Consider the following 26,405-nt stretch of genomic DNA (forward strand, 5'->3'; position numbering starts at 1 on the left):
ATTGATCGAACTGAGCAAAGTCGACAAGTCGTTCGGCCGGCACCAGGTGCTGTGGTCCATTGATGAGTCCGTCGCCCGAGGCGAGGTCGTCGTCGTTTGTGGTCCGTCCGGATCGGGTAAATCGACGCTTATCCGCACCATCAATGGGCTCGATAGCATCGACAGCGGTTCGATCATGCTGAATGGTATCTCGGTGCATGGGAAGGGCACAAACCTCAATGTGCTGAGGCAGGAGGCTGGTTTTGTGTTTCAGCAGTTCAACCTGTTTCCACACATGAACGTAATGGCGAACCTGACGCTCGCTCCGTTGCATTTGTCGAAGCGTGCCCGTCATGAAGCTGATGAGAAAGCGATGGCGCTGCTCGAGAAGGTTGGCCTAAGTCACAAGGCCGCTGCGTATCCGGGCACGCTGTCGGGTGGTCAGCAGCAGCGTGTCGCGATCGCGCGTGCTCTCATGATGGATCCCGCGGTCATGCTGTTCGATGAACCGACCAGCGCGCTGGATCCGGAGATGGTCGGCGAAGTGCTGCAAGTGATGAAGCGGCTAGCGCGTAGTGGCATGACGATGGTGTGCGTCACGCATGAAATGAATTTCGCACGCGAGGTTGCCGATCGCGTCATTTTCATGGACGAAGGCAGGATATTGGAACGCGCGACGCCGCAGGATTTCTTTCAGAAACCGCAACACGATAGGGCGAAGCGCTTCGTATCGGATATCAAGATGCACTGAGGCGGTAAAGCGAACACGGCTCGCATGCAGAACACGTCGTAGGTCGGCGTCAGTCCAAAGCCACACTTGGATTCGTTAAAATTTCCGAAGATGAAGTACATGAACGCGCTCTTCTCAAGGCTCCAATCGGCTCGAAGGGAAATTCTCCGCGAACGAACAGTTTCAGATGTCGACACGTCCTGACGGAGCCGTTTTGTGTCGGCGGAGTAGGCTAGTGCATTGCGTCGTGGAAAAGGCACCTGATCAATGTTTCCGATGTTCTACGGGAAGTACCGGGCCGAAGGCTCCAGACGATACCAGGCCTTCTTTCCGGCCTTTCCAACATCGTGGAAAGCAGCGGGATCAGACCTTTTGGCCTTTGCAGCGCGCCTCACGCGTTTGCGCAGTTGCTTTCCGTGGCTCACGGGGCTAGGAATCCGTATCCCTCGGCATTTCGCCAAGCATCACCCTCGCTTGTCTCATGTCGGCCGTGTCTGCATTCTCAGTGAAGGCATCGCATACCCGGCGCAGCATCCTACTGGCTTCGTCCGGATTGCCCTGCACTCGCCGCAGGCGCGCCAGGCTCATCGTCGCGCGCAACAGCAGCGACATCGCGCGCTGATCGGTCGCGATCGTGATGGCCCTCTGAAAGCATCCTTCTGCCTGTTCCTCGTAGGTAGGGTCGAGTGTTCGAACGCCCGGACGCACAAGGAGCAATTCGCCACGGAGCCGATGCAGCTCCGATTCATGAAAACGTTCTCCAGTTTTTTCGACCAGCGCCAAAGCGTCGACCAGCACGTCGAGTCCTTCGTCGGCTCGTCCGATGCGCGCACAGGCAGTGGCGTGCAGAGCGAGAAAATAGGTGTGCGACAGCTCGGCGCCCGTAGCAAGATATGCGGCGAGTCCTTGGGTCATCTCTCCGATGCCGTCACTTGCGTTGCCCTGCTCGATCAGCGATGACCCGCGCAGGATTTTTGCCCAGGCCAGGTAGTACGGGAATCCCTGTTCGGAGGAGAGCATGATGGCCGCCTCGGCAAACTCCTGTGCCGATTGTGGTTCCTGCAGGAGTAGGCGCAGCATCGATGCGGAGACTAGCGCGAACGCCATGCCAAACGGGTGGGCGATTTTCTGGGCGAGGGACACGGCCTCCCGGCTTCGCTCACTGGCTAGGTCCGGAAAGCCCAGATACCATTGGGTCCAGGAGCCGATGCTCAACGCGCGCACACCCGGATCCATGCCGTAGATGAACGCATGAGCGCTATGTTGTTCGGGGATGTAGCGCGTGCGCAGCTCCTCCTGGTGGTCACGCGCGGTGCGGAAGTAGCCTTGGAAGAACAAGCTCGATCCTAGCGCGCTATGCGCCTCGACCAGCAAATCCGGATCTTGCGCGTTACAGGCGACCCGCATCAGCCGTTCACCGAGCACGCGCGAATTCTCGTAATTCGCGCGCAATGAATAGTAAGTCCGCAAGCCGAATTGCGCTGGAAAGAGCTGAGAGCTATCGCCAATCTGCTCGCACAGCGCCAGCGCGCGTGTATAGGTGGCTTCCACGTCCGGCGCAGCGTAGCCCCGGGCGGCCATCAGAGCCGGTCCTAGCGAGAGCCGGAGCGCCAGTTCCTGACGCGCGCGCTCCGGCGTCTCAGGAAGGCGCTCGAGCAGCGCGAGAGCCGTCTGGAAGTGCCGCATCGCATCGAAACTGGCCGAGCGCTCCATGGCCTGCTGGCCTGCGCGGTGCATGTAATCCACGGCCTTCTGCGAATTGCTGCTGAGACTGTAGTGGTGCGCCAGTTCGCTGCAGTGCTCGTTCAGCCGGCCAGCGTAGAGTGCTTCGATGGCCCGCGCCGTGCGCTCGTGCAGCAGACTGCGTTGTTCGGAGAGCAGGGAGCTTGCGGCGACCTCCTGCGTTAGCGCATGCTTGAAGGTGTACTCGACTTCCGGGAAGGCCGGTCGCTCGTAGATGAACTCCGCCGCCGTGAGGCGCGAAAGCAGGCGCCGCAACTCGTCCTCCGATTGCTCGACGACCTGCCGGATCAAACTCCAGGGGAATTCCTTGCCGACGATCGCCAGATGTTGCAGCAATGTCTTCTCCGCGATGGGCAGCCGATCCATCCGGGCGGCCAGTACACCGTGCACCGTGGTCGGAATGTGCAACTCGGCCGGCGTTTTCGTAATCCGGCAATGGCCGGACTCGCCGAGCAGCGCACCCTCTTCGACCAGCGTTTGGACCACCTCTTCCATGAAAAAGGGGTTGCCTTCAGTCTTCTCGAGAATGCGCTCCTTCAGCAGCATGAGGCCGGGATCATCGCCCAGCAGCCCACTGAGCAGGTCTTGCGCTTCGGCTGGCCCGAGTGCGTCCAGCCTCATCTGGCTGTAGTTGTCCTTGTCGCGCCAGGCAGGATGGTAATCGGGGCGAAAGTTCAGGAGCAGGATGTTCCGCGCGCTCGCCACGTGCTCGATGAGGAACGCCAGGAACGCTTCTGTCTCGCTGTCCAGCCATTGCAGATCCTCGAACAGCAATTGCACCGGCTGGTTCAGGCTCTCGCGTTCGATCAGCCGCTTGATCGCTTCGAACGTCCGTTCTCGCCTAATTCGGGCGTCCATGGTCGCGACCGTCGAATCTGCCTCGCCGGCGCCCAGCAGATACAGGACGTAGGGCAGCACATCTTCGAGGCTGCGCTCGAGCGTCAAAACGCGTCCCGTGACCTTTTCGCGGCACCGCCGTTCGTCGTCCTGCGCGGTGATCTGGAAGTAATTGCGCAGGAGTTCGATGAGCGGCAAATAGGGAAACGCCTTGCCGTGGGAGACCGAGAACGTCTCGAGAATCAGGCAGCCGCGCTGCGAGCGCTCCTTGAACTCATGGAACAGCCGCGACTTTCCGACGCCAGCTTCGCCCACCACGCCGACGATTTGCCCGTTCCCCGCCATCGTCTGGCTGAGTGCGGCGTGCAAGCGCTCCAGTTCAGCCGCCCGGCCCACGAAACGGGCCAGACCGCGATGGGCCGCCAGTTGCAAGCGTGTACGCAGCGCACCCAGGCCAATCAGCTCGAAAACTTCCAGCGGTTCCTTAATGCCTTTGATCTGGGTGGCGCCCAACGCCTTGAACTCGAAATATCCCGCATTCAACTTGTACGTGGATTCGCTCACGAGCACCGAGGAGAGCGCAGCGATCGTCTGCATGCGCGAGGCGATGTGGATGGTGTGCCCGACCGGATCGTAATCCGTGCGCAGGTCGTCCTTGCGGATCGAGCTCACTACGACCTCGCCAGTGTGGACACCCACGCGAATCTGCAGCGGAATGCCCTCCTGCAGACGGATACGGTCAGCATGCCTGCGCATCGCTTCCTGCATGCGCAGGGCTGCATAAAGCGCTCGTTGGGGATGATCCTCGTGTGCAATCGGCGCGCCGAAAAGCGCCAGGATGCCGTCGCCCAGCGACTTCGCCACGAACCCCTCGTAATGATGGACGGCCTCCATCATCAGAGCGATGACAGGTTCGATCAAACGATGGGCATCTTCCGGATCCCGTTCTTGGATCAGTGCGGTCGAACCGGCCATGTCGGCAAATAGGGCGGTGATCGTCTTGCGTTCGACCGCCGTTCCTTGCTGGGCTTCGATCGCAGCCTGCTCGGCGAGAATGCGCTCGGCCAGATGGGCAGGCGTGTATTGAATGGGTGCGGAGGGCGATGCTTGAAACACACCACCAACGGGTGCGCCACATGCATTGCAAAAGCGAGCGATCGCGCTCAGTTCACGACCGCATCGCGAGCAGATTCGCACCATCCGGGTTCCGCACTGTTCGCAGAAGTTGGCTCCAGCGGCATTCTCGAAACCGCAATCCGCGCACCGCATATTGCCTCTAGACTTCCCCTACGCTGTTACCGATTAGACGCCGAATCTATCGGCGCATCAAGGCGGACTGTCCACCATATAGACTCTGCGGGGCACTACACTCAGGACCGCGCACGCTTCTGCAGGACCACACGGTCAGCATCGCAGACTGGACCGACGCCCGCTTCGTCCCGGCCGGTGCAGGTGCGTTCGATCCAAACGACTACAGAGGAAGCGATTGGGACGCCCGATTTGGCAATTTGTGATTTGTCGCCGCCCACTTCTTTCATCTGCTCAATCACGTCGTCGGCGTAGCGCTGGAAACACCGAAGCCGGTTGAACGCCTTTTAGAGAATCGTCGGCTCGAGGAACGGGAAGCGGTGGCGGTACCTGACGATGTTGTCTAGGTTAAACGCAAGCTTTTCGTACTTGTTTGCCTCGCTGGAGCGTCACGTCATTGCCTGCCGACAGCCATGGTGCACTGGATAAATAGGCCAGAGCGCTTGCGGGGTTCCCGGGGGAATCAGCAATAGCGTTGGTCTAGGCCGTAACGGTGGCGGAGACCACGCGGTGGAGTTCCTGGGAGGGGGCAGCATGCTGCGTTCCCCTTGAGGGAAATGCTAGTGATTGCAAACGGCGGCGACGTTTCACGTCACGTAATACCTGAGCCAGGATTGTCGAAAAGAACGAGTCTCATGAGACCTTCTACATTGCTCGTGTTGCAAATCACTGGCTCCTTCCTCAGGCAAAAGTACGCATACAGGCCGTCGGCTTGCGGGTTTTCAACTAGTTCCAGGACAAGATTTCCTCTTGACAACGAGCCAATGATCCCCATACGATAAGTCCAATTATGTACGTGTACGTATGAATAGAGCTTCCTATCTTAATGCATGCTCACGAGCCGCGCCAAGTTCAGGGAGGTTTGCAATCAGCTCGGTGGGCGCTATCGCTGTCTAGGATTCCGTGTCACCGCACGACCATGCCACACATGCCGTTCACTTGTACTCAAGACGATCGTCTTCTGGCAGCGGTTTCCAGTATTCGTTTCAAAGGGGGCGCGTCAGTCGGAGCACGCGTGCGAAAAGGGCGACCGACTCTTCGCAGCGGTATTTGGCCGTTCGACATGGAACTTTCAACGAACGAGTTGGATTAGGGCGTGACTATTTTTCAGATCAAAATTTATAGGTAGATTGGAATGTCGAACCCAAAACTACGTATTGAAGCAGTTGGCATCAATGGACTTTGGCCCATCCTGCCTACCCCAGCAAAGCCGAACGCTTCGAGTTGGCGGGAGCGCGATACTGTTGACTTAGACGAAACCGCGCGAGTTGTTGACGCGCTTATCGAAGCCGGTGTGGACGGACTCTTGAGTCTTGGCACGTATGGAGAAACTCACAGTCTCTTGTGGGAAGAGAAGAAGGCGTTTGTGGGTTGCGTGCTTGAAACGATTCGTGGACGCGTTCCTTTCTTCGCTGGAACCACGGCACTCAACACGCGTGAGGTCATTGAACAGACACGGGCAATGCATGACATGGGAGTAAGTGGGTCGATGCTCGGCGTCCCAATGTGGTGCAAAAATGACATCGATACTGCTCTGCAATTCTTCAGGGACGTCACTGAAGCTTGCCCGGACACTGCACTGGCGATCTACGCCAATTCGGAGGCGTTCAAATTCGAGTTTTCGCGACCATTCTGGGCGCAAATCGGAAAAATCCCCCAGGTGGTCGCGTGCAAGTATCTCGGCATAGGCATGCTTGCCGTGGACTTAGAGTTGGCCCCAAACATGCGATTTCTCCCAAATGAGCAGGATTACTACGCTGCGGCACGTATTGACCCGGATCGAATCACAGCCTTCTGGTCGAGCGGTGCGCTATGTGGCCCTCTCCCTCAGTTAGCGCTTCGTGATCGTGTCGCCAAAGCGAAGACCACTCATGATTGGATCGCGGCCAAAGAAATTGCCGACAAGCTTCGCGAGTGCGATATCGGCCTCTTTCCGAAGGGCGAGTTTTCGGAGTTCTCGAAGTTCAACGTGCCGCTAGAAAAAGGCCGCATGAATGCTGCTGGGTACGTGAATGCTGGACCATGCCGGCCACCTTATTACGTAATCCCGAAGGAATACCTCGATGGCGCTGAGCGATCTGGTCGTGCGCACGCGGCCCTGAATTCTGAATTGAAAAAATCGAGATTAGCGTGATCAATCATTCGAATTAACTTTCCATCTTCGACTCGCTTGCGTCGCACACGCGGATGATTCGTACCAAATGACTGCATTTTGTCACAATGAAAAAAATCGCGGCGCCAAAGTCGAATTGGCCGGAAAATCCGCTACTGCGCGCAGCGATTGCTGATGTCAGGCATTTGTAATGCACTGTGACCGGGAGTTTCGGGCGACATTCTGCGGCGTGCAAACGCGCAGTCGCCCGCATGCAAACATTTTGAAACACTAATCGATTCGCAGTGTGGTCTGGCGCAGCTGACCAAAGCACGGATCATCTCCTTGGCGATGATTCTTTCAATGCATCATCGGTGCCCGCGCATGGAGCCCAAAAACGCCGGATTGCACGCGCCAAAATTGGGAAATCAGGCGATATGATGCAATTTAGCCAACGAGGAATAGATGGACTTGTTTCACATGATGCGGGTGTTCGTCCGCATTGCGGAAGAGGGTAGCTTCACTGCTGCCGCTCAGCGATTGGAAATTACGACCGCCCATGCCTCGAGGTCGATCGGGCAACTGGAGACCCATCTCGGCGCACGCCTGCTCCACCGAAGTACGCGTCGCGTTGCTCTTACCGACGCGGGGCATCGCTATTTGGAGCGGTGCCAGCGCATTCTCGCCTATGTTGATGAGGCTGAAGCGGAAGCTGCCGAGACGCAGGTTCGACCGCGCGGCAAGCTGCACATACATGCAACCACGAGCTTTGGCCAAGCATACGTCGTGCCGGCTGTCGTGCGTTACCGCGAGAACAATCCCTCGGTGTCCGTTGATTTGACATTGTCGAATCATGTGCCAGATCTTCTCGACGAAGGATACGACATCGCTTTCCAACTGAGTTTGTCGGATCTGCCGGATTCAGCCCTCGTTTCGCACAGACTCGGCGTCGTGCGAAGCGTGCTGTGTGCTGCGCCCGAATATCTGAACGCACGCGGAACGCCGCGCACAACTGATGAGCTTGAGGGGCATGCTTGCCTGCAGTTATTCACTTCCGTATTTCCGCGTGACCGTTGGAATTTAGAATGCCCGAATGGGTTGGTGACGGTCGAACTTCCACAGCCAGACTTTCAGGTGAACGTGCCAGACGCGCTTGGCTCCGCATTACGGCAAGGCATCGGAATCGGTGCGCTTCCTTTGTCAACGGCGTTGCCGGCGCTTCGCGCGGGTGCGCTGGTACGTGTCCTACCCGAATATCAACTGCAGAAACTGACAGCCTACGTCCTGTATGCATCACGCCAATACCTTGACGCGAAGATCAGAACATTCATAGATTTCGTTCGAGAGCAGATTCCTGTCGCACTGGAGACAGACAACAAGACATTGATGGATTTTGATCTGTCATGAATCGATTCCGCAGCGCGAAAGTTGCGCAGCCCGAATTCCGTGGCGATTCTTTTGATTGAGGTTTTTGAGTGTAAGGTTGACTTACGAAGGAAGGAAAACTGAGGGTTCTGCACGGGTGATACCCGCCACCGTGTACTGGCCGCGATAGTGTTTTCTATGAATGCGAAGACGGACGAGGGCTTTTGTATGCGTCAGGGCAGTGTTGCAATACCCAATTTCTGTCTAGTACGAGTTCATAGCCGGGTTGGATTTCAATCAGACGCTGCATCCAGCGCCTAAAACCCTGGCCTAACAGGTTGCTGAAGTACCGCTGAAACACGTCATCGCGGAGAGTTCGTCAAACGTTGATAGATGGACTTCCACTTGCCACATCGAGATCATGCGCGGCGCCGACACGTTCACTGAGAGTCTGTTTTCTGTACGCAAGCTGGACGAGTTCGTTCCGAAGTCGCATCCGTTGCGTTCGATCCGCGTGATGGCGAACGAAGCGCTGGCGAAGATGGATCGACTGTTCGCCCAGATGTACGAATCAGACATAAAGGGCGGGCGGCCGAGCATCGCGCCAGAGAAGTTGCTGCGAGCCATGCTGATTCAGGTGCTTTACAGCATCCGTTCCGAGCGCCAACTGATGGAGCAGGTGCAATACAACCTGCTTTTTCGCTGGTTCATCGGCCTGGCAATGGATGACGAGGTGTGGGTGCCCACGGTCTCCACGAAGAACCGCGAGCGATTGATCAAGCACGACGCTGTCATCGAATTCTTCAACGAAGTGGTGGCCATTGCCGAGAAGAAGTGTCTGCTCTCGGGCGAGCATTTCAGCGTGGACGGCACGCTGATCCAGGCGTGGGCCGGACACAAGAGCTTCGTACGCAAGGACGGTGACGATCAGGACAACGATGGTGGTGGCGCGGGCGACTTCAAGGGCGAGAAACGCAGCAACGAAACACATCAGTCGAGAACCGACCCTGATGCGAAGCTCTATCGCAAAGGCAAAACGGCCAGCGAATTGCGGTACATGGGCCATACGTTGACCGATAACCGGCACGGCCTGGTGGTCAATGCGCGCGTGACACGCGCCGACGGGCATGCCGAGCGTGAAGCGGCCAAGATCATGGTTCACGACGCGCGGCAAGCGGCAAAGGATCCGAACGCAGAATTGACGTTGGGTGCAGACAAGGGTTACGACGCCCAGGAATTCATCGAGGCGTGCCAGCAAATGAAGGTCACACCGCACGTTGCGCAAAACACCGCGGGGCGACGTTCGGCGGTGCCCGATACGATTGCCTCGAGCGTCGGCTACGCCATTTCGCAGCAAAAGCGCAAGTTGATCGAACAAGGTTTCGGCTGGGCCAAGACCGTGGGACGCATGCGTCAGGTGATGGTGCGCGGTTTGAAGAAGGTGGACCAGATGTTCGTGTTGAACATGGCGGCCTACAACCTCGTGCGCATGCGATCGCTGGCAGAAGTCCGCCCATAGCGGCGGGACACGGCGGAAATGAGGCCAGAATTGACCTCACACCGCTTTAAAAAAGGTTGGTTCGCACTGAAATTGCACAATGCGAAAGATTGAGCGACGGCGGCCGCGTAAATGGAGAAAAGCCGCTTCCGTCGGGGTGTATTTCCGCAACCTGCTAAGCGTCGCGCGCGCAAGATCCGATCGGCGGAAATTCTTTGAGTGCACCCACAGCGAAGCATCCGACGGCCGCGTGCAGGAGCGCTAAGACGCGAATCAGTGTCAACGCAGCATTGAGCACTTACCCGTCGCTTCACTGCGCTTTGCTTCAAGACGTTCCAACTCGCACAAATCCCCTGAAACTCATCTTTGGTGCTTTTCCAAAGATCCAACACGTCGGAGAGCGGAGTTTTCTAGTCAATGAGAGGCGGCGGCATTTCGCCGCCGGCACGGCAGGTAGTTACGCCGTAGTTTCAACACGAAGACGATTGACGATCTGGTTGTCTTTGCCCTGAAGGAGCGGTGTTAGAGTGACGTTGAACTCAATCGCCTCGTAGGCATCGTCTTTCAGGCCCAGCGCTGTGCCGCCGGTTTTCTCAATGACATGCGGAATGAGCTCCTCCCGGGTAGCATACGCGAAGTCGTCCCAGATTAGCGGGTCGCCTTCGACGTTGAATTGTGTCGTCAGCTTGCGGTGGTTGGCGCTCGTGAAGAAGAAGTGCACGTGCGCTGGACGGTTACCGTGGCGGCCAAGCGCGTTGAGCAATTGTTGGGTTGCGCCATGCGGCGGACAGCCGTACCCCACAGGCATGAGCGTGCGAAATTCGTACTTTCCGTCGACGCCGGTCCTTACTGCACCACGCAGATTTAACTCAGTCTGCGCTCCAGTCGGATCGAAGTGTGAATAGAAGCCCTTCGAATTCGCATGCCAACATTCGACGACTGCCCCTGCGACCGGATTGCCATCCGGGCCGGTGACCGTGCCGTGAATAACGAGGGGGGCGGCATCATGGTCGGGATCGATGTCGATCTTGGCAACGCTCTCGCGAACCGGTGCGCCCGCTACATAAAGCGGACCTTCGATCGTGCGCGGCGTGCCTCCATCGATGCCGGCCTGCTTGTCCGCCGCATCCATGCGGAGGTCGAGATATTTCTCCAGGCCAAGACCCGCCGCAAGTAGCGCGGCTTCGCCGTCCTGCCCGAGCTTGTTGAGGTAGTTCACGCCGGCCCAGACTTCGTTCGGGGTGATGTCGAGATCGTCGATGGCCTTGAATAGATCGCTAAGCAGACGATAAACAATCTGGCGGAAACGCGGACCACCGCTCCCTTCGTTGAGACCGGCCGCGGCCTTCAACAACTCCTGTACTTCTTTTGTTTGAAAAACTTGAGCGCCCATGGTGATCGTCTCCGTTTGATATCGGGGGAAGTAGCTTCGGCGGCGGGCGCCCGCGAAGGCGCGACTCTCCTTCAGATTCCAGCGTCGCGATTCTGGATCGACGACGGGCGAAGGCCACAGCGACGCCGCGGAGGTGTCCATGTACGCCGACCGATGTACCACTCTTTCATGTTGTGTAGCCCGGCGTTGCACGCGACCGCGATGATTCTGTAGTTTGCGTCTTCGCCGACGTTACTTGCCGCTGCGCGACGGTCCGCGCGAATACCCGTCACAGTGTGCTTTTATACGCTCGACGCGTTTTTATCGTCCAATACTATTCTTTCTGGCTTCGATACCGATATGGTATCGACTGAACTGCTATCAATGCTCAAGCAATCTGCACTATCGCGGGCGCGCGCGAATTCACCCGATGTGCGGGAAGCCTCGGAGTTTTGTCCGTGGTCGAGAGTACGGTCGCCGCAGGCGGTTGCTGTTCCTCGATGTATTGTCGAAGGATATCTATCGGTTCACTGCCACACGATGGGGCAGAATGGGATGGCGACCAGAGTACGCGCCTGCGCTTGAGCCACGGATGGAAGTCCCCAAACTGCTGTCGGAGGAAACGCGACGACACGCCCTTCAACGACACGACGAGATTCGACAACGCCCCCTTCGGCGGGTAGTTGAGCAGCAGGTGTACATGGTCGTGCTCGCCGTTGAATTCCACCAATTCGGCTTCGAAGTCCCCTCAGACGTTTGCCAGTATCAACTGCACGGCGTCCAGATGCTCTTTCTTGAACATGTTCCGCCGATATCTTGTAACGAATACCAAGTGAACATGCAGAACAAAGACGCGATGTCTTCCATGTCCTAGATCGCTATCTGTCTGCCGTGGAAATGAAAGCAGTGCGTTTCACCGCGGCCAGCGCAAATGTAGATATGCTAGATTCGAATATCACTCCCCAGCGCATTCCGACAGTGGAGCCCGGTGAATGCTTGGTACAGGCGGTGAGCGCAGGGGGGCAATCCGAGCGACGTTAAGGCCGTGCTTGGTGCCATGCCGAACGCCGTTTGGCCCAGCACTCCGGGACGCGATTTTGCCCGGGTCGGTATCGACGCTCAGACGCAATTGCTTGGGCTAGAGGTCTGGGGAAGTGGCCGTGTGCTCGGTATGCGGCGTGATTCTGCGCGGCCGACGCCGGCCCAACCATCAGCGCAAACACGAAGAGTATGCCTACGATCCGCGTCCACGCGGATCGCCTAGTGCCCCAATCGCGAGAATCAGCACCGAAATGAGGCGTAGCGAAACGCCTTTCGCTTTTGCCAGTTCCGACTGCGACGAAGCAAACAGCCGAGGACGTGTGACCGCCGCCATTGCGACCAGTGCGGAAAGCGCAACGAGTGTGGAGTGACTTACGCAGAGGAAACTGCCGAACAAGGGGTGTAAGCTGCGTCGCGTACGCCACGAAACACCGAGGAAAAGCCAAGGGGAAGAGGGCGATCGACAGAACTACGCCAGTCTCCACATCGCGACCCGCGAGCTTTTCATAGAATGCAGCCATCCTGCTGCGAGCCTAAAGCCACTCATCGCCCAGATCGGCGCAGTGCCTGTCAACACGCCCGTGCATCAGTGAAGCCGACGTGAGAAAGCGCGCGCCTCGCGAACGTCTGGCCACATATTGCGAGCAGAATACCGACTAAACCAGACAGCACCGCGAAAGTGCTGAGTTGGTGAGGGCATTTGCCATGAATCGTATTCAGACATGTTCGAATCCAGGGTCTAAGGCGTAACGGTCGTTGTGGCGCTATGCGTGTCCGACCGGTGTCCTGTGGTTGTTCGGCGCCAGAGTCAGCGCCTTCATTATGATCATGCTTCTGTTTTTCGAAATCGATGCCCCCCGGCATCTCGAAGATGCATCCGCGAACACGTAAGACCGCTGGTAGCGAGCCGCACGCATGTCCCCATCGGAGGACGCCCGCGACCGCGATATCGCTCCGACTGGCGCGCTAACTCTGCCTCCAGTCGCCGGGTAGGTACTTATCTGATCCCGACCACGAGCCCCTCATTCCGAGATTGCGCACGAGTGGCACCCGGCTAACGATTTTCTGCTTACTTTTCAGCGTTCGTATAACAGAATCATGTCGAGGTCACTGACATCTCATGAATCGACACTGACGTCGATTGATTCGGATGGAGATCCGGGATGTAGGCAAATGCCCGACCTTTTTGCGGAATTCGGAAGTTTCTGAGGTCGTTTTTCGCTCACGGGATAGCAGCGGCCGTACTGGTCGCACATTATCGACTCCGGCAGGTTGTTTAAGCAGGGGACGCGATGCGGCGGCGGTCGTCTATGAACTGCCACTCGCAACGATCAAGTTGCCTCTCTCCATGAACACAGGCGGGACGAATGTAAATTTGATTGCAGACTTGTCGACTCATGGATAAAACGCAGATAGCGCGCACATCCAATTCAGTTGTTGGTGGCTTGGGCCAAGAAAAGCAATGGATCACCACGCTCGTGGAAGCAGTAACGGGCCGGCCTGGCACCGTCAACAATCGCGCACCGAGAAAAACGGAGGCACTATTTTCCTCGGAAGATATGGATTGCCAGTCTGGAAACGTAAAGTTGAGGGCAGGCGGCCTGAGTCCGGTAATTAGGGGATGATTAGCTGAGCAGGAAACGGCGAAGGTAAGCGTGCGCAGCTTGGAGACCTTGTGGGACGCCAATCAATTATTTTTTCAACAGGCGGTTGTTGTTTCTTACATGACTAGAGGAGAACAAAGAATGAAGCGAATTTTCAAAGCAGGCTTGGCCATTGGCATACTTATCGCTTTGGTGAACAACGTAGCTATCGCGCAAGGCGGTAGTGCGTCCGAGATCGCGGCATCTGCAGCGACACCGGCGTCAAGCGCCAAGGCCATTCGGTCTGCAAATCGCGAACTGCAAAAGCAAGTAAGGCGAGCTCTGACCCATACAAAGGGCCTCGACGCTTCGGGCATTTCTGTTCGTGCGAGCAATGGCGCGGTCACTCTACAAGGGTTGGTGCGCGAGCAGTCACAGGTGGAACTCGCCATGGAGGTGGCGAAGGGCGTGCCCGGCGTGACTTCCGTAAGTGGTCAATTGAAAGTCCTGCCCTACGGTCACTGAGGTTCTCGCTCCGGTTTGTGCTTTGTGTCCGCGGCGCCGTGTGTCCCTATGGGCATTCGGGCGCCCGCGGAGCCAACGGGTGTCGCGTACTCTCGTTCGACCTGAAAGTGCGGCAGTGGATCTCGTATCGCTATACCTATTCCCACGCTTCCGCATGAGCGAAACTGAGAGGAGCGGCGCACGATTCCTATCGGTAGCAGCAGAATTCGTCGTCAGAATCGGCTGGTAGTGACCGGTTTGGCGGCAGCCTAGGAGTCTTCGGAATTCGCATCTCGGAGCCTCCTTGGTAAAGAGCCCGTGCGCGACCAGGAATTGTTTCAATCGGCGCTGACTGCCGTGGATGTCTTCGCAGTGGACCGGAGCGCGCGCCTTCAGCGCAAACACAATCAGCAGAAACTAGTGTCCCGAATTAGAAATTCGTTTGAATTATTCGCTGCCTTAGAGGCTGTTGAAGGCAACGGAGCCGTTTGTGCGCGTTGGCATCCTGTTGCACCGCCAGAATCCGAGAGAGACCATGGCCAAGAGAGAAGTGTTCGACGATTTCGAATTCGAGTCCGTCTCGAAGTGCGTTCTTGTGCGCGGCAATTCTGTCATGCTGACGCACAAAGAGTTCGAACTAGCGCTGCTGCTTTTCAAGCATATGAGCCGGCCATTGTCGCGGTCGAATATCCTCGATGCGATCTGGAACCAGGGTCGCGGCTCTCGCTCGCGCTCGATGGACACCCATGTGTCGATGGTGCGCACGAAGCTCGGCTTGCGCCCCAAGAACGGCTATCGACTGACGCCCATTTACGGCTACGGTTACCGGCTCGATCGGATCGAAAAAAGCGAAGCCTGAGAGGCGTCATGTTGGCCGAAGAATGCAAATTTAAATTCGATCTGAACGCCTCTTTAAGCGGCAACGAATAATGAGACGAATTTCCAACTCGCCACACTGATACAGTTGCCGAGGACACTGGGGTTGTCCGAACAAGGGAAATCGCTCCGTGACGCGATCAGTTGCGTGCTCGTCAAGGCGCGTCGGAGAAATCCACCAGAAATGTGAATTCTGACAAATGTAGGGCGGAGGTCCAGCATAGCGCCAGTATTCTGTCGCCATTTTCGCTCCGATTCTGTAGGGAACCTCTTTATACGTACGGAGAGATCGCGCCCCCGTCTGCCAGCAATCGAGACGGGAACGGTTCAAGTCGCAACATAGTGCGAAGTTGTGTTTGAAAACCCGGGGACGCTTATCCGTGCTGTGCTGATCCAGTGTGCCCAACTGATCATCGGCACTTCATCAGTTCGGTCTGACGAGTTGCAGACTATGTGTGTGCCTGAAATCTTTCTGCCGTCCGCAGCGTGGTGCGGTCGTAGGCATCGTTCAGCGCACCGCTTCTGAGCGATTCGACTGTGCGTCGAGTTCAGGAAGACGAATATCTGCGAGCCGATGCTCCATACGGTCCCCTGAGCAGAATCCAAGGGGGAGAACCGACCGGGCGTGTTCGCGTTCATGGTGAACCTCACATTTGTTGTTAGTAGGGCAAATCTGTTTCGTGGCGGAACTTGACACAAAAATGATAATTTCTGGAGGATCTTCATTAATACGTATACATACTTGAAGAATCGAAATTCGAGATTCCTTCAACACCATAACAACGGAGCTTGATTTGAGTTTCGCTCTATAAATATCGGGTTAGGTAGGGTTTTCGATAGTATTGACGCTGAATAGGCGAGCGAATACATTCTCCGAAGGAAGAGACGTACACGTATTAGATGTAGATCCTTAAAACCACTATTTCGCCGTGACTGGGCGGCTTACGGGGTCGTGAGTTGAGTCCAAAGAACGGCGCTCCTAGGAGATACCTATGTTGAAAATTCGGTTTGTAGCGGTACGGTCCAGACTGCTATCCGTCATATTGGCTGGTCTCGCGTTGGGGTTCCCATTCTCGTATGCACAAGCAGAATGCGCGGTCACGGTTGCGCGCATCGTCCCCCTGACGGGTCCGCTACTTGACTATGGCCGCGAGACGCCTTGGGTGGACAAGAACAAGGTGGATCCAATCAATGCTGATGGCGGTCTGCAGATGGTCGGCGGAAAGTGCAAGATCGTGTACCGCATCTACGATTCAAAAAGTACGTTGGCAGGGTCTGCTGAAGCGGCGACAAAAGCAATTTTGCAGGATCATGCCGATGTGTTGATGGCACAGGGAACTCCAGATACCACGAACGCGCCTTCCGACATTTGCGAGCGCTACCACGTGCCGTGCATCATGTCTGACACACCTGTAGAAGCGTGGCTATATGGCCCAGACGGAAAGCCGAAAGCCTACAAAGCGACCTTCGAGTTTTTCTTTACGGTCGCTGACTTGATTAAGAATCACGTTGGCATGATCAAGTCATTACCCGGCGGGTTCAACGGGCACATCGGCTACCTTTACCCGAGCGATCCAGATGGGACGGTCTTCGCTAAGTTGTTCTCTCCGGCGTTCGTGCAGCAGGGCTGGACCGCCACTGATCCGGGGCGATTCCAAGAAGGGCTGCCAGACTTCTCAGCGATCATTAACCAGTTCAAGCGTAACCACGTAGAAGTGGTAACCGGTGTGCTTGCTCCTGCCGATATGCAGAACTATCTCCAGCAAGCAGCACAAGCCGGATACAAACCAAAGATGTATATCATTGACAAGGGTACTGGTTTCCCCGAACCGATGAAAGCACTGGGCAAATACGGGCAGGACCTGCTTTCCGTCAACTTCTGGTCACCGGCATTTCCGGGCAAATCGTCGTACGGTGGATATGACGGGCAGAAGCTTGCGACACTGTACGAGTCGCAGAACCCCGGTAAGCAATATTCGCCGGCGCTGGCGTATACCGACGCGGAGTACGACGTATTATTTAAAGCTCTGAGCCAAGTTGGCGCACCGTCGAGAGAGGCAATCATTAAAGCCCTCGCTAGCACATCAGTTGACACCGTAGTTGGAAAGGTTTCGTTTAATACGGAACACTATTCGGTTCAGCCTCTGGGCGGTGCACAGTGGCGGTATGACGAGACCACCAAGCGTTGGGTCAAAGACAACGTCTATAGCGCAGTATTTCCCGATGTAAAGGAAACCGCAAAAATGCGACTGTATCAACAGTGAAAGGTTGGATCGCCCGAGCTGCGTTTAGCGAGCAGATCGGGCGATTCAAATCGCATTTGATTTCGTAATCCAAGTCGAAAGACGGGGTAATAGGTGACGAGTTTGCTAGCTGTCAGAGATCTGACGAAGTCATTCGGTGGACTCACAGTGACAAACAATGTTTCGTTTGACGTGCGCCGAGGAGAAGTGCTTGGCGTAATAGGTCCGAACGGCGCAGGTAAAACAACGTTGTTTGGTCTTCTTGCGGGAAACGTGGAGGCGTCATCTGGCAGCATTGAATTCGATGGCGTCGAAGTAACGAGACTCCCGTCGAACGAGCGGGCAAGATTGGGTATAGGGCGAACATTTCAAGTTCCACGCCCATTCACCCACATGAGTGTCCGCAATAATCTCCTGACGGCTGCCCGTTTCGGAGGAGGATTGAGTGCACAGCTGGCCGAATTGTGGATCGACGAAGTTCTCGAGCTTACCCTTCTCAAGGATCGCGCTCAATTTCTCGCCGGGCGATTGCCATTGCTTCACCGCAAGCGGCACGAGTTGGCGCGTGCCCTTGCCCTTAAGCCAAAGCTATTGCTGATCGATGAAGTCGCGGCCGGCCTCACGGATGAGGAAGTGAATGAATTCATCGACATTGTTCGTTCTATTCGCAAACTAGGCGTGACTGTAATCTGGATTGAACACGTAATGAAGACCATGTTGACCGCGACCGACCGCGTTCTTGCACTAAACGGCGGTGCTGTACTTGCAATCGGCGAACCCGAGAAAGTTCTGGGTGGAGAAGAGGTGAAGCGCGTCTATCTCGGAGCATAGGACGATGAACGAAACGGGATATCAGCCGCTGCTTCACGTGAAAAATCTCTCAGCTTTCTATGGCGAATTGCGTGCGATCACTGGCATCACGATGTCCATTGAAGCGGGCAGTGTCGTCTCGATTATTGGTGCGAACGGCGCGGGGAAATCCACGCTAATGAAGTCAATTGTGGGCTTGATGACTCGGGGTAGTGCGGCGCACACGACTGGGCAGATCGAGTTCCGCGGCGAACAGATTCATGGGATGGATTGCGACGCAATTGTTGACCGCGGAGTTGCCATGGTGCCGGAAGGGCGTCGCCTCTTCGCACGTATGACGGTCGAGGATAACCTCCTCATGGGTGGATACCTCAGGCGTTGCCGGCCGAATGCGCGGCGGATTTTGGAGGAAATATATACGCTGTTTCCGCGACTTGGAGAGCGGCGGAAGCAGGTTGTGGCTGAGATGTCAGGCGGTGAACAGCAGATGGTGGCGATCGGTCGTGCGCTGATGTCGAATCCGTCGCTGGTCCTATTTGATGAGCTTTCGCTGGGGCTCGCGCCTGTGGTGATCGAAGAGATTTATCGTCGGGTCCGAAGTATTAACGAGAAAGGAACGACCTGCGTCATCATTGAGCAGGATATGAAGCGCGCGCTTGGAGTTGCAGACTATGTCTATGTCATGCTCGAAGGGCGGGTGCTACTTCACGGGCGTCCAGCTGACTTGTCGGAGGATGAAGTGGTGGCCGCCTACTTCGGATCTCATGTACATGGCCACCATCTTGTCGACGGTACCGAATAGCAAATCGGAATTGCCATTTTTCGTCGCCTGTGTAGATGCAGGCAGGCAGCAACTGCAATAGTCGTAGGAAAATTTCATTGTGGATCAAAACCTGTACTATTCGTTTGTAGATTTAGCGAACGGCTTGTTGGCAGGAACGATGTTAGGAGGATTCTATGCAATGGTGAGCATAGGCCTCGCGCTCAATTTCGGCGTTATGCGACTGGTGAATCTGGCCCACGGGGACTGGCTGATCGTCGCAGCATATTTTGGCGCATCGGTGGCCACGAGGATTTCCATCTCGCCCGCGCTCCTCTTTATTCCTATTGTCCCATTTATGTTCGTGATTGGGTACGTTCTTCAGCGGACCCTACTGACCCGTGTATCGGTACAGGCGATGGAGAAGCGGGGCATGTCCGCAAATTTTGGACTGATGTCCCCACTGCTGGTGACGTTTGGAATGTCGATCGTCCTTGAGCGGTCTCTGCTCGGAATTTTTGACTCCGATGCAAAGTCTATCCCGAACAACTGGTCGTTTGACGCGATCGCACTTGGCCCCGATCTCAATGTGTCGGTATTGAAGCTTACGTTTCTCTGTGTCGCGGTCCTAATTCTGTTCCTGATGCGGTTGTTTTTGAGCCGGACACATACCGGAAGGGCGATTCGTGCTGCGTCGGACGACAGCGAGATCGCGCCACTGATGGGTGTGAAGACTGCACATGTGTATGCCGTCGCCAGCGGTATTTCGCTCGCCATTGCCGGCATCGCCGGGTTGATGATCGGCATGTCTCGGACGTTCCAGCCATTCGATGGACCACAGTTCTTGTTAATAGCATTCGGCGTCGTCATTATTGGCGGCCTAGGCTCGATGGTCGGTAGTATGGTCGGTGGCATACTGCTCGGCATTGTTCAGGTTCTCGCCGGGACGTGGTTTGGGCCGTCCGCTGAAGTGATTGCTGGGAATGTCTTGATTCTACTTGTACTTGCCTTCCGCCCACGGGGCCTTTTCAGCAGGTGACAGCGTGAATAGTTATGTTTTGAAGTTCGGGCGTCGCGCTCTGTTGTTCAAGAGTTTATTCGTATCGCTGATCGTGATGCTATTGATTCTGCCTTTTACAGTCAGGCCGGATAGTTTTGTTTTGCACGTGCTCTTTTCCATATTTATTTATGCCGTTCTCGGACATGCGTGGAATCTGCTCGCCGGGTATTGCGGGCTTCTCTCGTTCGGGAATCAGGTTTACATTGGAGTCGGTGCATTTTCGATGGCGATAGGATCATACTATTTCCATCTTCCCGTATGGGTGTGCTGGCCACTATCAGGTCTGATTTCGCTATTGTTTGGCTGGATGCTTGCCATGCCGCGCAGAGGTGACCGCGCGAGCGTGCTAAGAGTAACGCTGACGGGACTCGCGCTGTGGCTCGGTTATGAGATCGCAATTGCGATGCATCCGGAGATCGACGTCTTCGGTGGCGCATACAGCAGACGTGTGGCAGCAGTGCTTTTAATCTTTTTGGCGGCTCTGCCACTTCTGAGGTTGCAGGGTGCCTACTTCGCGATTGCGACGTGGTTGATCGCGGAATCAATCAACTCGTTTGCAAGTACGTGGAGCGTTGTGGGGGGCGGGGGTGGCATGCAGGTTAGGTTCGGCGTCGGTCTACCAGAACTCTATCTGACTTCGCTTGCCTTACTGGTGATTGTGACGCTGGCGATACGCGCTCTGCTTCGTTCGAAGTACGGGCTGGCACTCGAGGCTGTGCGAGATGACGAGGAGGCGGCGATGACAGTCGGCGTCGACAATCGCGTCATCAAAACAGGAATTTTTATGCTGTCCAGTTTGATCACAGGCTTGGCGGCTGGTCTGTATTATATCGACGCGATCGTTACGACACCACCTGATGCATTCAATTTGTCGTGGTCGGCGTACTTGGTTTTCATCGTGGTTGCCGGCGGTATGGGTACGCTTTACGGGCCAATCATTGGTGCGGTACTGTTCGTTGCTGTTGAGCAGCTGCTGTCCGGTGCCTTTGGCGGGGGCTTGCTCGTTCTAGGCATAGCTTCAATTCTGTTGATGCTTTTTATGCCACAGGGTTTGCTAGGTGTCGCGCATACGCTCCTCCGACACAAGGCTTCAAATCGCATCCGAGAGTTGCGGCGTGTAGATCAGCGCTCCGGTCCAGTTTAGCGGCACACTCACATGATTCCGAGAGTGGGCATTCCCATCTCGCGGAAAAGTCCACGAGATCACGTAGGTTGAGGAATTCGACGTACATGAAAACGATTGGTCCACAGAGTGGGAGCGTAAACGGATTGCGAGGTGCTCGCTATCGGCAATCCGGCGCGTTGTTTCGGGAGGCGTCCATATTTTGACGTGATACCCCGTAGCGCGGCTGCCCGATGTGCGGCAAGGGCGCGAGCTGATGGAGCGGGGCCACGAATGGGCGAAGGCTTTACGTCGCATACGTGACGTGCAGCCGCGGGGCAAAGAAAGTCTTTACGGCGAGGTGCTGACCTGGAACGGCAGGCGGGGCCAGTTCGTTGCTGTTTGCGACGACGCGACAAGTTTGCAATTCGCGGTGGGAAGCGAACGTTCAGCATCGCGTATCGCCTTAGAACCCCTAGAGAATGAAAGGGACTTCCCCGTCCCGAGGCTGCGGCGAAAGCCGCGAGTCGGCATCAATGTGCCAAGATGAAGTTGCGAACGTTCATCGACACCAGCGAGAGGGGAAGTCCATGCCTATTGTCACTATCGGAATTGATCTTGCCAAGAATATATTCGCCATTCACGGCGTGGACGAGGCCGGCAAAGCGATGCTGATCAAGCCGCGTGTTCCGCGCGATCAGCTGGCGACGTTAATCGCACAGTTGCCGGCGTGCCTCATCGGGATGGAAGCGTGCTCCGGCGCTCATCACTGGGCTCGCGTGTTCCAGCAGCACGGCCATACGGTCAAGCTCATGGCACCCAACCTTGTGGCGCCTTATCGCATGTCCGGCAAGCGCGGCAAGAATGATGCGGCGGATGCTGCTGCGATCTGCGAAGCAGTGACGCGTCCGAGTATGCGTTTCGTGCCACTGAAGGACGAACATCAGCAGGCGACGCTTTGCCTGTATCGGACACGACAAGGTTTCGTCGAAGAGAGGACCGCGACCTACAACCGGTTGCGAGGCCTGCTCTCGGAGTTCGGCGTGGTGCTGCCACAGAGCCCGGAGAAGTTGCGCAGTCACATCACGGAACATCTCGACATGTTGCCAGGCTGGGCGAGGCGCAGCATCAGCGATCTGCTTGAGCATGCCGGCAATATCGAGGATCGTCTGATCGGATACGACCGTGCGATCGCAGAGATCGCACGTGAGGATGCGCGCAGCAAGAGGCTGATGCAGTTGCGCGGCATCGGCCCAACCACGGCCAGTGCATTGCTCGCCAGCATCGGTGCCGGGCACGACTTCAGAAACGGCCGACAGGTCGCAGCCTGGATCGGACTCACGCCCGGTCAATACAGCAGTGGCGGTAAGGCGCGGCTGGGCAGTATCACGAAGGCCGGCGACGCCTATCTGCGGGGCCTGCTGGTCAACGGTGCGCGCGCCGTTATAGCCAGCCTCGGCGAGAAACAGGATCGCTTCAGCCGATGGGTCCGAACCCTGGTCGAGCGCCGGGGCTACTGGCGGGCCGCCGTCGCGATTGCCGCAAAGAACGCGAGATTGGCGTGGGCCTCGTTGAAATATGGCGAGGACTTCAAGCTCGAACCTTCGGCAGAGTGAGTTCGATTAGAGCTGTCGTTCAAGCGACGCCTAGACCTGAGCACGGACATCATGAGCACCTAGAAACGATCACTTTGCACTGCCAGCGGTGATGTGAAGCGGGTTGGACCCGCGCGGGGCGTACCTGGCTAACACGGCGGGGATATCCATTCCCGGCTAGAGAATGAGGCCCCTGCGCGCGTCTTTCATCAGGGTCCGGGCCATTGGCCCAACATGACCGGTTGTAGAACCGCAGTCCTTCACCTTCTCACGTGCACTAGCGCGGCATTGCAGCATGTATCAACAGCGAACCTCGATTGAGCTTGTGCTCAACGGGGAAGCCCTTGTAGGGTGTTAGGAACTTTTAGTTGGACCTGGTATCCTGGTGTGATGACAGCACACAAGCCATACCCGACTGATGTGACGGACGAAGAATGGAGCTTCGCCGCTCCGTACTTGACCTTGATGAACGAGGACGCACCGCAACGCCGATACGAACTTCGCGAAATGTTCAACGCGCTGCGCTGGATGGCGCGAGCCGGTGCCTCGTGGCGTATGTTGCCGACCAACTTCCCGCCGTGGGAACTGGTCTATCAGCAAACACAACGATGGCTGAACGCGGGTTGTTTCGAGGCGATGGTCAGCGATTTGCGTTCGGTGCTGCGTGTCGCCCAGGAGCGCCGGGGGCAACCCAGCGCGGTTATCCTGGACGGACTCACGTTGCAGTCGACGTGCGAAAGCGGCCCGCGTGCGGGCTACGATGGCTATAAGCGAAAGCGTGGCAGCAAGGTGCACATGGCGGTCGATACGCTGGGCAATCTGCTGGCTGTGCACATTACGCCGGCCAACGAGCAAGAGCGAGCGCAGGTTTCCGAGCTTGCTCGTCAGGTTCAGCAGGTAACAGGCAGACAGTGAAGGTGGCATTCGCTGACCAAGGCTATACAGGTGAGGAAGCGGCGCAGGCCGCGCGCGATGAAGGCATTGAACTGCAGGTCATAAAGCTGCCGGAGGCGAAAAAAGGCTTTGTCCTCCTGCCGCGTCGCTGGGTGGTCGAGCGCAGCTTTGGCTGGTTGAATCGCTTCCGGCGGCTCGCACGAGATTACGAGCGACTTCCGCAGACGCTTGCAGGGCTTCATTTCGTCGTCTTCGCAATGTTGATGCTCGTTCATGCTGCGCCGATTGTCCAAAGTTCCTAACACCCTCTTCTATGGGGAACCAGAAGTCAAGCCCCACTCAAGTTAGAAATTCTGTTATGCGAAGTAAATTTCCTTTTCCCGTTGTCTACGGCCAGTTTGCGTGGTCGCCTGCTCCGACCATACGCAGACTGGCCGTAGACAACCTGTGATTTGCAGGTTGTGACGCTGACGACCGACATCACTTGCAGCATGGCATGTCGATGTCATTCAGGTCAGGGTGTCTGGTGCCCGGCCAGTGCCGGGTTCGACCTTCTATCCGTGCCGGCCCAACGGGGCCGGTCACCTCATGCCGCATGCGCGAAGCGCTGGCGCCACCCTGTTACCGACGCGCCCCATCTAGATACACGGTCACCCGCAATGGGTAACCCGAGGGTGTTTCGGGCGCGTTGACCTTTACATGCTGTTGCTGCGTCTTATGTCAGTTCATGCCTTCACGGTGTTCACCTTTCCCGACTTGAGTATCGCCCCCGCGGGGATCTCGCCATGCTCAAGGAAGCGCCACAGCGCAATCGCGAGACGGCGTGCGAGCGCCACGATACCGATGCGCCGCAGCCGCTTGCCGGCACCGGCAAAGCGCTCGTTGAACCAGTGGCTGAGCTTGCTGCCGGGCTGCAGGCGCAACCAGCTCCAGGCGAGCTCCACCATCAGCCACCGGCATCGCCGATTACCGGCCTTGCTGATACCGAGTTCAACCTCGCTGGTACCGCTGGCGTACGGCGTGGGCGCCAAGCCCAGGCAACCGGCCAGTTCCCGGCGGTTGTGAAACTGTCGCCAGCCAAACAGTTCCCTGACCAGGGTCCACGCGCTGCCGGCACCGATGCCCGCAAGCTGTGCCAGCAACGCCATGCCGGGGTGCGCGCCGCTGCGCACCTGCCGCTCCTGCTGCACTTCAAGCGTACGTATCTGCTGGCGCACGAGCGTGAGCCGTTCACATTCGCGGTCAATCTCGCCGCGCAGACTGGGCGCGAGCAGATCGCGTTGCCGCGCCCACCAGTGCGTCCAGTTCCGGCCACCGACATACCTGACCCGAAGATTGTGCAGTACAAGCAGAGAACGGATCCGGTTGGTGTGCGCGGTGCGTTCATGCCGCAGGCGCTCGAGTTCGCGGTGCAGGCGCCGGTCGTCTTCCTGCTCGGGCGTGGGGATGCGCGCCACCGCCCATACGCGCCGTTCGCCACTGTGATAGCGGATGAGCATGGACAGCAGCTTGTCGCTGTCGAGCCGGTCTGTCTTGGCACGACGCGCACGGCGGTTTACCTCGATACTGGCCGAGTCCACTACGAGATTGGCAACGCCCTGTCCCGTCAGCCAGCGATGAAGCCAGAAGCCGTCGCGACCGGCCTCATAGCAGCTGTAGACCGGTGCGTCGGCGCCGAGATGACAGCGCGCCCTCGCGTTCGCGACGGCGGCGAGAACCGCCGTAGTGTCCCCCGCGGCGACCGTACAGCGGCTGGGCGCGCGCCGGCCATCACCCAGTGAGAGCTTCCAGCTCTTCTCGCCCAGTTCAAAAGCCATGTACAGACGGCCAACTGCCGTCGTATCCTGCCCACGGAGGGCTGTGTCGGACGCGTCCATTTGCGTGCTCCTTCGGAGAAAACGAGTGTGCAAATTCCGTTTTACTCCAATCGGGCTTGCTGCCACTGCCCTCCCACATAGCATCTAACAAAATGAACGAAGGGGCTGTTAACGCTCGATGAATGCTGTTAACCTTTACATTGTTTCGACGACGAAAATGGTATGGACGCCGCCCACCTCGCCGATAGTCGGAGGTGGCTGTGATGAGCAGAGAAAAGGAAGGTGGGCCCGCACGGACCGACGTCGCGACGATGCCTAGGTTGGAGCATCATGTAGATCTTTCTATGCAGACCGGAGAGGCGATCATGAAACCTACGCCAGTTGGTGTCGACATCGCGAAAAACGTCTTTCAGGTACATCACGTGGACGAGGCGACCGGCGAAATCGTCAACAAGTAGATCAAACGGGCGAAGTTCCTCGCGTACTTCGCAAACCGCGCAACATGTCTGATTGGCATGGAAGCGTCTGGCGGTGCACATCACTGGGCAAGGCAGCTCTCAATGATGGGGCATCAAGTAAAGCTCATGTCTGGGCAATACGTGAAGGCCTTCAACATACACAACAAGAAGGATCCCGCCGACGCCCGGGCTATCTGGCTCGCCGTACAGCAGCCCGTCAAGCCAATCGCCGTCAAGACCGAGATGCAGCAGGCAATGCTGGCGCTGCATCGAATGCGTGAGCATCTGGTCAAATTCCGCACGATGCAGATCAACGCGTTGCGCGGACTGCTGACCGAGTATGGCGAAGTCATGGGCAAGGGACGACTCGCCCTAGATAGGGCAATTCCCGACGTCCTCGCCCGAGTGGCCGATCGCCTGCTTGCCGCGTTGACGGACACGCTGCGCGAGCAGTCGAGATCCCCGGTGTCGACCTGCTGACCGCGACGGCCGCCGTCGCGACGATCGGCGATCCCAAGGCATTTCGCTCCGGGCGCGAGTTTGCTGCCTGGACGGGACTGGTGCCAAAGCAGGTAGGATCTGGCGGGAAGATTATGTTGCTGGGCATCAGCAAGTCAGTATGACTCCCGTGAGGTAGAGGCTGGCCTGCCGCGCGGCATCAAACGCGGGTTAGCATGTCTGCCAGAGCCGCACGGTGCGGACAGGGCCGCACCCGGCGATTTCCGACACGGAGGCCAG

General features: G+C 57.1%; 14 protein-coding genes and 6 pseudogenes. 15 read left to right on the forward strand and 5 right to left on the reverse strand.

Annotated elements, in window-relative coordinates; genetic code table 11:
- The first annotated feature begins 1 nt into the window (after position 1).
- On the forward strand, positions 2 to 730 hold the full coding sequence (locus VSR72_RS41890) for an amino acid ABC transporter ATP-binding protein (protein WP_342958055.1): 729 nt from the start codon (positions 2 to 4) through the stop codon (positions 728 to 730).
- Positions 731 to 1,138: 408 nt separating this feature from the next.
- On the opposite strand, the gene VSR72_RS41895 is transcribed toward VSR72_RS41890, so the two are convergent.
- Positions 1,139 to 4,558, reverse strand: coding sequence for an adenylate/guanylate cyclase domain-containing protein (locus tag VSR72_RS41895; RefSeq protein WP_342958056.1), 3,420 nt, complete (start codon positions 4,556 to 4,558; stop codon positions 1,139 to 1,141).
- A gap of 1,174 nt (positions 4,559 to 5,732) precedes the next feature.
- Here VSR72_RS41895 and VSR72_RS41900 point away from each other — a divergent pair.
- The 3 genes from VSR72_RS41900 to VSR72_RS41910 all read left to right on the forward strand — a co-directional run bounded on the left by VSR72_RS41900 (position 5,733) and on the right by VSR72_RS41910 (position 9,573).
- Complete coding sequence (locus VSR72_RS41900; protein ID WP_342958057.1) at positions 5,733 to 6,731, forward strand: dihydrodipicolinate synthase family protein; 999 nt, start codon at positions 5,733 to 5,735, stop codon at positions 6,729 to 6,731.
- A 423-nt stretch (positions 6,732 to 7,154) separates the two neighbouring features.
- On the forward strand, positions 7,155 to 8,096 hold the full coding sequence (locus tag VSR72_RS41905; RefSeq protein ID WP_342958058.1) for a LysR family transcriptional regulator: 942 nt from the start codon (positions 7,155 to 7,157) through the stop codon (positions 8,094 to 8,096).
- Positions 8,097 to 8,475: 379 nt separating this feature from the next.
- Positions 8,476 to 9,573, forward strand: a complete 1,098-nt coding sequence (locus VSR72_RS41910; protein WP_342958059.1) for an IS5 family transposase — start codon at positions 8,476 to 8,478, stop codon at positions 9,571 to 9,573.
- A 436-nt stretch (positions 9,574 to 10,009) separates the two neighbouring features.
- Here VSR72_RS41910 and catA read toward each other — a convergent pair whose 3' ends face one another.
- The gene (gene catA / locus VSR72_RS41915) at positions 10,010 to 10,945 is read right to left on the reverse strand and encodes a catechol 1,2-dioxygenase (RefSeq protein WP_342958069.1); all 936 of its coding nucleotides are present in this window, start codon (positions 10,943 to 10,945) and stop codon (positions 10,010 to 10,012) included.
- Between the two features lie 460 nt (positions 10,946 to 11,405).
- A pseudogene (tnpA, locus tag VSR72_RS41920) lies at positions 11,406 to 11,831 on the reverse strand (IS200/IS605 family transposase); the annotation flags it as partial.
- Positions 11,832 to 11,911: 80 nt separating this feature from the next.
- Here tnpA and VSR72_RS41925 point away from each other — a divergent pair.
- Positions 11,912 to 12,107: pseudogene (locus VSR72_RS41925) on the forward strand (zinc-binding alcohol dehydrogenase family protein); the annotation flags it as partial.
- Here the strand turns inward: VSR72_RS41925 and VSR72_RS41930 are convergent.
- Positions 12,100 to 12,672, reverse strand: a pseudogene (locus VSR72_RS41930) (metal ABC transporter permease); the annotation flags it as partial. The pseudogenes VSR72_RS41925 and VSR72_RS41930 overlap by 8 nt on opposite strands.
- A 1,038-nt stretch (positions 12,673 to 13,710) precedes the next feature.
- Here VSR72_RS41930 and VSR72_RS41935 point away from each other — a divergent pair.
- The 9 genes and pseudogenes from VSR72_RS41935 (at position 13,711) to VSR72_RS41975 (ending at position 23,694) form a co-directional block, all read left to right on the forward strand.
- Positions 13,711 to 14,073: a BON domain-containing protein gene (locus VSR72_RS41935; protein ID WP_342958060.1), complete on the forward strand. Its 363-nt coding sequence runs from the start codon at positions 13,711 to 13,713 to the stop codon at positions 14,071 to 14,073.
- A gap of 517 nt (positions 14,074 to 14,590) precedes the next feature.
- A pseudogene (locus tag VSR72_RS41940) lies at positions 14,591 to 14,911 on the forward strand (winged helix-turn-helix domain-containing protein); the annotation flags it as partial.
- A gap of 1,009 nt (positions 14,912 to 15,920) precedes the next feature.
- Complete coding sequence (locus tag VSR72_RS41945; protein WP_342958061.1) at positions 15,921 to 17,192, forward strand: ABC transporter substrate-binding protein; 1,272 nt, start codon at positions 15,921 to 15,923, stop codon at positions 17,190 to 17,192.
- Positions 17,193 to 17,339: 147 nt separating this feature from the next.
- Positions 17,340 to 18,002 (forward strand): ATP-binding cassette domain-containing protein, encoded by a 663-nt coding sequence (locus VSR72_RS41950; RefSeq protein WP_342958062.1) that lies wholly within the window; start codon positions 17,340 to 17,342, stop codon positions 18,000 to 18,002.
- A gap of 4 nt (positions 18,003 to 18,006) precedes the next feature.
- A complete protein-coding gene (locus tag VSR72_RS41955; protein WP_342958063.1) occupies positions 18,007 to 18,783 on the forward strand; it encodes an ABC transporter ATP-binding protein in 777 nt (258 codons plus the stop codon).
- Positions 18,784 to 18,862: 79 nt separating this feature from the next.
- Positions 18,863 to 19,780, forward strand: a complete 918-nt coding sequence (locus VSR72_RS41960) for a branched-chain amino acid ABC transporter permease (protein ID WP_342958064.1) — start codon at positions 18,863 to 18,865, stop codon at positions 19,778 to 19,780.
- Positions 19,781 to 19,784: 4 nt separating this feature from the next.
- A complete protein-coding gene (locus tag VSR72_RS41965; protein ID WP_342958065.1) occupies positions 19,785 to 20,945 on the forward strand; it encodes a branched-chain amino acid ABC transporter permease in 1,161 nt (386 codons plus the stop codon).
- Positions 20,946 to 21,493: 548 nt separating this feature from the next.
- Positions 21,494 to 22,519 (forward strand): IS110 family transposase, encoded by a 1,026-nt coding sequence (locus tag VSR72_RS41970; RefSeq protein ID WP_342958066.1) that lies wholly within the window; start codon positions 21,494 to 21,496, stop codon positions 22,517 to 22,519.
- 369 nt (positions 22,520 to 22,888) lie between these two features.
- A pseudogene (locus tag VSR72_RS41975) lies at positions 22,889 to 23,694 on the forward strand (IS5 family transposase).
- Positions 23,695 to 24,117: 423 nt separating this feature from the next.
- Here VSR72_RS41975 and VSR72_RS41980 read toward each other — a convergent pair.
- Positions 24,118 to 25,269, reverse strand: a complete 1,152-nt coding sequence (locus VSR72_RS41980) for an IS110 family transposase (protein WP_342958067.1) — start codon at positions 25,267 to 25,269, stop codon at positions 24,118 to 24,120.
- A gap of 305 nt (positions 25,270 to 25,574) precedes the next feature.
- Between VSR72_RS41980 and VSR72_RS41985 the strand changes: the two are divergent.
- Positions 25,575 to 26,281: pseudogene (locus VSR72_RS41985) on the forward strand (IS110 family transposase); the annotation flags it as partial.
- Positions 26,282 to 26,405: the final 124 nt, after the last annotated feature.

The organism is Paraburkholderia sp. JHI869, assembly GCF_038900775.1.
Taxonomy (GTDB): domain Bacteria; phylum Pseudomonadota; class Gammaproteobacteria; order Burkholderiales; family Burkholderiaceae; genus Paraburkholderia.

What these genes read in the sequence shown, in the direction of transcription:
- VSR72_RS41905 (WP_342958058.1), top strand. Translation starts at nt 7,155, where the DNA reads ATGGACTTGTTTCACATGATGCGGGTGTTCGTCCGCATTGCGGAAGAG.
- VSR72_RS41970 (WP_342958066.1), top strand. Translation starts at nt 21,494, where the DNA reads ATGCCTATTGTCACTATCGGAATTGATCTTGCCAAGAATATATTCGCC.
- VSR72_RS41895 (WP_342958056.1), bottom strand. Translation starts at nt 4,558, where the DNA reads ATGCGGTGCGCGGATTGCGGTTTCGAGAATGCCGCTGGAGCCAACTTC.
- VSR72_RS41935 (WP_342958060.1), top strand. Translation starts at nt 13,711, where the DNA reads ATGAAGCGAATTTTCAAAGCAGGCTTGGCCATTGGCATACTTATCGCT.
- VSR72_RS41955 (WP_342958063.1), top strand. Translation starts at nt 18,007, where the DNA reads ATGAACGAAACGGGATATCAGCCGCTGCTTCACGTGAAAAATCTCTCA.
- VSR72_RS41945 (WP_342958061.1), top strand. Translation starts at nt 15,921, where the DNA reads ATGTTGAAAATTCGGTTTGTAGCGGTACGGTCCAGACTGCTATCCGTC.
- VSR72_RS41980 (WP_342958067.1), bottom strand. Translation starts at nt 25,269, where the DNA reads ATGGACGCGTCCGACACAGCCCTCCGTGGGCAGGATACGACGGCAGTT.
- VSR72_RS41900 (WP_342958057.1), top strand. Translation starts at nt 5,733, where the DNA reads ATGTCGAACCCAAAACTACGTATTGAAGCAGTTGGCATCAATGGACTT.
- VSR72_RS41910 (WP_342958059.1), top strand. Translation starts at nt 8,476, where the DNA reads ATGCGCGGCGCCGACACGTTCACTGAGAGTCTGTTTTCTGTACGCAAG.
- catA (WP_342958069.1), bottom strand. Translation starts at nt 10,945, where the DNA reads ATGGGCGCTCAAGTTTTTCAAACAAAAGAAGTACAGGAGTTGTTGAAG.